Genomic DNA, 5,922 nt, shown 5'->3' with positions numbered 1-5,922 from the left:
TATACATGTTTTTCTGTTATATATAAGTTTTTTGGTATTCTCAGCATTGCTCAATGATATCTTTATTAGTTTTTGAGCCTAATGACTTACAGGGAATTATGATTTGCCTTATAAACCAGTTAGTGCGATAGTTGTTCACTGAACGTTCTTAACAGTTGTATTGTACAGACACTAAAAACGCAATTGAACACTAGGTGAACAATGATCATATCAGTGACGAAAGCGGCAAAAGAGTGGGGTGTATCAAGAACGACGATCTATCAGAAAGTCAATGATGGCGAGCTTTCTAGAACAGCAGACAAGAAAATTGATACTTCTGAGATGCTTCGAGTATTTGGCGAGCCTGTTTCCAAAAAACGTACTGAACAATCACTGAACACTTCTGATAGTACGCACTTGAACAGTCAGACTGTACAGTCTTGTACAGCGCTTGAACACCAATTAGAGTTAGAGAAGTTAAAGAATGAGCACCTACAGCAGCAGGTCAGCGATCAAAAGCAGTTGATAGAGAATTACCAACAACAGATTGGTCAGCTAAACAAGACGCTGGAGAGAGCCAACGCCAGTATTCATGATTTTGCGCAAGTAAAATTGCTAGAGTTTAAACAGTCTAAACTCAGTGATGAGCCACAGCACGAACAAAAACCCGATACCCAAACTGCTGCTATCCCTGAAAAAAAGAAGAAACGCTGGTTCTTTTAATCATGGGTCTAGGAAGGCTTAAAACCTAATTTGTCTAGGTAGGGCAGATAAAAAGCATGTTTACTCTCATCCAATAGCTCAGTCTCAATACGCGCAGCAAACTCCTTGTAACCTTCACCTTGTTTGGCATGGCTGGATAACTCACTCATGTTCGATAACTGAGCGGCAAAGACACCTCTTTGTTTATCTGTCATTTTTAAGGGGGTCAGCATATCATACGTATCACGATCTCTTTTTGACTCTACTGCTTTCTTAGACTTGTCCTTAACCTTAAATCTGAATGTAAATCCTACAATTCTACGACCTTCTTTATGCTGTTCATAAGTCGCTGTAATGTTTGTATTATTATTAATTTCTTTTATAGCATGGTCTAGGACACGACTCTTAAAATTTCCCATAGTTTTATATTGATGCACTTCGATACCCAAGCGTGTTCGTAAGTTTTCAATTGCAATTGGCGGTGTTTTACCAACACTAAGCCACTGCATTAATATCTCAAATATACGCAACGCGTAGATGCTATTTAAGTCTTTTATCTGTTTTAGCTCATACTCTGTATATTTCTCACTAAGTCTTGTTATGAGAGGAATAACGTCGTTTCCAAACATGACCTCAACATATCCACCGCCTTCACTATATGACGCACGTTGTACGAATCTAGACTTATTTATTTTGTCACGTCCCTTAGAGTCTTTATCAGTCCAGACAAACTCACTTTCATAAAGACTTTCGCATGCAGATTTTAATGAGCGGTAAGCAGTCGTTTTGTCACATTCAAAATGCTTCTCATAATCGGACGCTTTAATACGATGTACGCCTCCAATTTCAGACATACTGCCTTGCTCTCTTGCCTCAATGATGGCTAAGATAATCACACGTTGGGCGACCAGATTAATTGCGTAGCCCGATTCAATAAAAGCATTAGCTTTGCTTACTATGCTAGTTTTTGTCATATAAAATCCAAATTTATATACATTATATAAAACATTGTATATAAATATACATATTATGTAAAGACGTATATCTATGGGTGTATAAACGTATATCTATGGGTGTATAAACGTATATCTATGGGTGTATAAACGTATATCTATGGGTGTATAAACGTATACTTATCTAATCTACAGCCCTTAAATACAAAAGGATACAGCTTACGTAAAAGCATTTAAAAGCTATTAAAAACATTAAAAGCCTCTTTCTCTTATTTCTTTTAATTCTTCTATAGTAAAGAACTTTAATTTAGCTTGAAGTTCAGCTCCTTGTCTAAACCATTCCCAATAATTTAGAAAAGCATCATAATGTTCACTTATATAATCCATCAGTTCAGAAGTAGAAAAATCGTAATGATGATCTTTAGGTTTAGAGAATCTGGTTAGTTTGCCTTTACTGACATTCACACCAAAATACTGAGCTATCTTCATTGCTCTATATGAATTAATTTGACGTTCTAACCGATAACCATCGTAGACACCTAATACATCAAGCTCATTACAACCATGATCAATGTTATTTATCATATCAATCATACCCTCCACTCTGGCAGAACGAAGCGCATTATATAGCTGCATATTTTTACGTCTCTTATCCATATCTGATATCCTTAACTCTAGGTACAGCCATTTGTATTTTTATGAGTACAGTCAATTATAATATCATAGGTACAGTCGTTTATTTTAAAATAGGTACAGACAAATACAGTCTTAAATCATAAAATTATTAAGCCAGCAGTCACTAGAGGGGGCTATTTATTACTACGTAATAATTATCCTATCCCTCTGTGAGCTGGTTAAGGGGATACCCCCTTAAAATCCCCTAAAAATCTTACCTGGATTATCGTTATGACAGAGCCAAAAATCACTGTTCTGGATAAGAGAGCCAAGCGAAATAAAGAGATTGCGATTCGCGTCAATGAGTACGAGCTTGCTAAGATTAAGAAAAGAAACCGCGAAAATACGGTAGCCAGTTGGTTACGAGGATTGGCATTAGGGGTTACCCCTGTTAAGCCTGTTGATCCTGAGTTGGTGCGTCAATTAGGCAGGATAGGCAGTAATCTTAATCAGTTGACTAAGCATGTGAATACGGAAAAGCAAGTTGATGCTGAAGTGCTGAATGAGATTAAGGCAATCAGAGCACAGATGCATGTGATGATAGAGAACAGTATTGAATACTCAAAGGTAGCCGCGAGGGATAGTGATGATCGTTAAGTTCTCTGACCATGGAAAAGGCAAAGCAAGTGGCGTTTTAAACTACCTACTGAAAGAGAAAGGGATTGAGGGTGCTCTTGTACCTAGAGCGCATGCAAAAGTGCTGTACGGCGATCCTGTACTCAGTGAGCACTTAATTAATACCACCTCTCACAAGTCTAAGTACAAGTCAGGGTACTTGTCTTTTAGTGAACGTGCGGATGAGATTAGCGAGGCGGATAAAAAGCGCATTATGCAGGAGTTTGAGGCAATCATATTCTGTGGTCTAGAGAGTGATCAGTACGATATTCTGTGGGTTGAGCATGCGGATAAGGATATTGATGAGTCTCACCCTGTGGGGCGACTGGAGCTGAACTTTGTGATTCCTTGTCAGGAGCTGCGATCAGGTAAAGCGTTTCAGCCGTACTATGAGCCGGCAGACCAGAAAAGGGTCAATGCTTGGAAGAATATTATTAATTCAGAGGTTAAAACTATCAAGGGTGAGCCATTAAGTGATCCTAATGATCCTGAGCGTAAACGTTTAGTGAATCCTCATAGTAGTTATGCGCCACGCCCTACGCCTTTTGATTTAAAGACGTATACGAGAAAGGAGGCTAATAAGGATGAGGAGACTATCGCTGAGCCTCCTAGTCGTGCGCTATTGGAAGAAGCGATTAAACGTCGTCTACTGCTAGATTGGCAACACGGTATGGCTATGAATCGTCAAGGGGTACTAAGTCGGCTGGAGCATTGGGGTTTGAAGATAAGTCGAGGTAATAGCGAGAAGACGTTGTCGGTGACAAGCGATAAGCTAACGGATAAGAATGGTAGACCTATGGGGGTTAGGCTCAAAGGCGGTATGTTTGAAAAAGGGTTTAGTGGTTATCAGTTCGACCCAGACGCAAAAAAACGTGAGCATTCTCGATACGACAAGAGCGTTAATAGAGAGGATCGCAAGCAGTTAGATGCGCAGCACTTAGCCACTGGAATAGAAATAAAGGAGGCTTATCATCAGGAAAGATACGGAAGTTCAGCTATAGCTGTATCATTGGTGTCAGATACAGAGGCTAAGCAGGAGCTGGAAGTCGCTAAACCAGCCCATACAGAAACGTATAGCCCAAGTTTTAGACCAGGGTTTTGATAGGTTCGGTTCCCTAGTTAGGACTTGAAACTTGGGCTGTAGGCTAATGATATCGGTACATTTAGTTATTTAGGCAGTTGCAGTGTACTTCGTTGTGTACATACAGTGAGCTTTTGGATCATTATTTTTATTTACCATAAGCGCTGTTATGCTAAACGGTTTTGACTAAATTACTCTGAGACGAAGATCATATGAAACAAGAAGAAATTAGAGAAAAAATGACCATTCTTATTGATAAGTTATTATCAAATACTTTAAGTGAGCAAGAATATGACAAAGTTTTGGATGAAATCAGTCGAATTTCTCCATATCAATATTGGAGTGATTTAATTTTCTGGACTAACGACTACGTTGATGAGATTGATGGAAATCTTAAGTTAAAGCACGACGAGTTTTTTGATGAGGTATTTAACGGTTCTAAATTAAATGAAGAACAGAAAAAACAGAAAATCAAAGGACTGTTGGCACATTTAATAACAAATGATTTTTCAGGTTTGCCGATACAGTCTAGCATCGCTGTAAGCGCTGAAATTGATAGACTATCTCCTGATAAGAATTGGTGGGCAATCCTATATTCGAATACAGGTGTTTTGAATCCAGAGTTTTTGGATAGAGAAGGTGATTTTAATTATGAACTGTTTGTTGAAAAGCTATTTGATTAGCATGAGTTTATGATTTGAGAGCATAGTTTCCATGTAGGGTATCGAACCAGCGAAAGCACCCAATTGTTAGCCAGAGGTATATCCCAGCGGAACCATCTAAAAAGGCTCATTAATAAATTAATAGACTACTCATAGCAGACTACTATATTGGAACCACTTAATGAGCAGTGGTTAGTTTAGCTCTTTCCTTGGCCACATCAGCGATCAGATGCCGTGAGCACTTAGCCATTTTTTGAATATCAGAATAGCTATGACCTGATTCGAGTAGACTAGCGATGATCTTACGTTTTTCAGTATCTTTTCTACGTCCTAAATACTTACCTTCTGCCTTGGCACGAGCAATACCTTGCATCTGACGGTTACGGCGATCCTCATAATCTTTTCGAGCAATAGCTGCGAGCATATCTAGCATCATAGAGTTAATGGCCTGTAATATACTGCTCATAAATTCAGTGCTGCTTTCAGGTTGAAGTGCCATATATGAGGTCGGCAGCTCTTTTGATACGATTGATAGCTTTTTTTCTGATAGCATTCTTTTAAGTGTATCCCAATCAGCTTGGTTCAAACGCGCCAAGCGATCAATCTGCTCAACTAAGATAACATCACCCTTATGAGCATCTTCAATCAGTTGCATAAGCTTGGGTCGCACCAAGATAGCTCCTGATTCATTTTCGACATAGAAAGCGGCAATCTTGTGGCCATGGTCGTTGGCAAATGCTATGAGTTCGCTTTTGGCACGCTTAGCGTCTTGTTCTTTGGTAGACGCTCGTAGATACGCTCTAATAAACATAAGCACCTAAAATAGTCTGTTATAAGTAGTCTGTTAATGGGTTTAGAGTGTAAAATAGCTGGTTCCGCTAGGGTATACCCCAATTTACAATCTTTACTTTGAATCGATAAGTACAAAAATATTTACTGATAATTTTTAGATGATTTACAAGACTCCTTGTAAAGTTGCCATTTTATTGACTTCCAATGGATAGAGCCAACTTATGCAAGAGATCTATTATAATATGAAATATATTCAGCAACTCCGGAACAAATAATACCAATGAAAAAAGTCATTAACCTAAAGCTCGAACTAGAGTAAGGAAGTACTATCAAAGTGAATAACATAGATGCTATTCCTCCAAAAATTAAGATCAGTCCTACTTCTGTTGCTTTATTATTAAATTTTAAAAAGAATAATAATTCTGAAAAAATATAAGTTATAAAAGCTGGAACACAATACACT

The 5,922-nt window shown here is 38.3% G+C and carries 8 protein-coding genes; 4 read left to right on the top strand and 4 right to left on the bottom strand.

Annotated elements, in window-relative coordinates; translation table 11 throughout:
- Positions 1-201: 201 nt before the first annotated feature.
- On the top strand, positions 202-702 hold the full coding sequence (locus ACZW67_RS14005) for a plasmid replication DNA-binding protein (protein WP_465183762.1): 501 nt from the start codon (positions 202-204) through the stop codon (positions 700-702).
- A gap of 8 nt (positions 703-710) precedes the next feature.
- Here the strand turns inward: ACZW67_RS14005 and repM are convergent, their stop codons facing one another.
- Positions 711-1,655 (bottom strand): replication initiation protein RepM, encoded by a 945-nt coding sequence (gene repM, locus ACZW67_RS14000; protein ID WP_465183761.1) that lies wholly within the window; start codon positions 1,653-1,655, stop codon positions 711-713.
- Positions 1,656-1,886: 231 nt separating this feature from the next.
- Positions 1,887-2,291 carry a hypothetical protein gene (locus tag ACZW67_RS13995; RefSeq protein ID WP_465183760.1) on the bottom strand — a complete coding sequence of 135 codons (405 nt, stop codon included), beginning with the start codon at positions 2,289-2,291 and terminating at the stop codon, positions 1,887-1,889.
- A gap of 249 nt (positions 2,292-2,540) precedes the next feature.
- Between ACZW67_RS13995 and ACZW67_RS13990 the strand changes: the two genes are divergently transcribed.
- The 3 genes from ACZW67_RS13990 to ACZW67_RS13980 all read left to right on the top strand — a co-directional run bounded on the left by ACZW67_RS13990 (position 2,541) and on the right by ACZW67_RS13980 (position 4,688).
- Positions 2,541-2,906, top strand: a complete 366-nt coding sequence (locus tag ACZW67_RS13990; protein WP_465183759.1) for a plasmid mobilization protein — start codon at positions 2,541-2,543, stop codon at positions 2,904-2,906.
- Positions 2,896-4,026, top strand: coding sequence for a relaxase family protein (locus ACZW67_RS13985; RefSeq protein ID WP_465183758.1), 1,131 nt, complete (start codon positions 2,896-2,898; stop codon positions 4,024-4,026). Before ACZW67_RS13990 ends, ACZW67_RS13985 begins: the two co-directional genes overlap by 11 nt.
- A 191-nt stretch (positions 4,027-4,217) precedes the next feature.
- Positions 4,218-4,688, top strand: a complete 471-nt coding sequence (locus ACZW67_RS13980) for a hypothetical protein (protein WP_197177408.1) — start codon at positions 4,218-4,220, stop codon at positions 4,686-4,688.
- Between the two features lie 157 nt (positions 4,689-4,845).
- Here ACZW67_RS13980 and ACZW67_RS13975 read toward each other — a convergent pair whose 3' ends face one another.
- The gene (locus tag ACZW67_RS13975; protein WP_197177409.1) at positions 4,846-5,478 is read right to left on the bottom strand and encodes a recombinase family protein; all 633 of its coding nucleotides are present in this window, start codon (positions 5,476-5,478) and stop codon (positions 4,846-4,848) included.
- A gap of 200 nt (positions 5,479-5,678) precedes the next feature.
- Positions 5,679-5,922: hypothetical protein (locus ACZW67_RS13970; RefSeq protein WP_465183757.1), on the bottom strand; the 244-nt coding region annotated here is incomplete at its 5' end.

The sequence above is a fragment of the Psychrobacter sp. TPE 89C genome (assembly GCF_055522395.1).
Note: the sequence above shows the minus strand (reverse complement) of the source record. Positions and strands in the feature narration are given on the sequence as shown.

What these genes read in the sequence shown, in the direction of transcription:
- ACZW67_RS14005 (WP_465183762.1), top strand. Translation starts at nt 202, where the DNA reads ATGATCATATCAGTGACGAAAGCGGCAAAAGAGTGGGGTGTATCAAGA.
- repM (WP_465183761.1), bottom strand. Translation starts at nt 1,655, where the DNA reads ATGACAAAAACTAGCATAGTAAGCAAAGCTAATGCTTTTATTGAATCG.
- ACZW67_RS13995 (WP_465183760.1), bottom strand. Translation starts at nt 2,291, where the DNA reads ATGGATAAGAGACGTAAAAATATGCAGCTATATAATGCGCTTCGTTCT.
- ACZW67_RS13990 (WP_465183759.1), top strand. Translation starts at nt 2,541, where the DNA reads ATGACAGAGCCAAAAATCACTGTTCTGGATAAGAGAGCCAAGCGAAAT.
- ACZW67_RS13985 (WP_465183758.1), top strand. Translation starts at nt 2,896, where the DNA reads ATGATCGTTAAGTTCTCTGACCATGGAAAAGGCAAAGCAAGTGGCGTT.
- ACZW67_RS13980 (WP_197177408.1), top strand. Translation starts at nt 4,218, where the DNA reads ATGAAACAAGAAGAAATTAGAGAAAAAATGACCATTCTTATTGATAAG.
- ACZW67_RS13975 (WP_197177409.1), bottom strand. Translation starts at nt 5,478, where the DNA reads ATGTTTATTAGAGCGTATCTACGAGCGTCTACCAAAGAACAAGACGCT.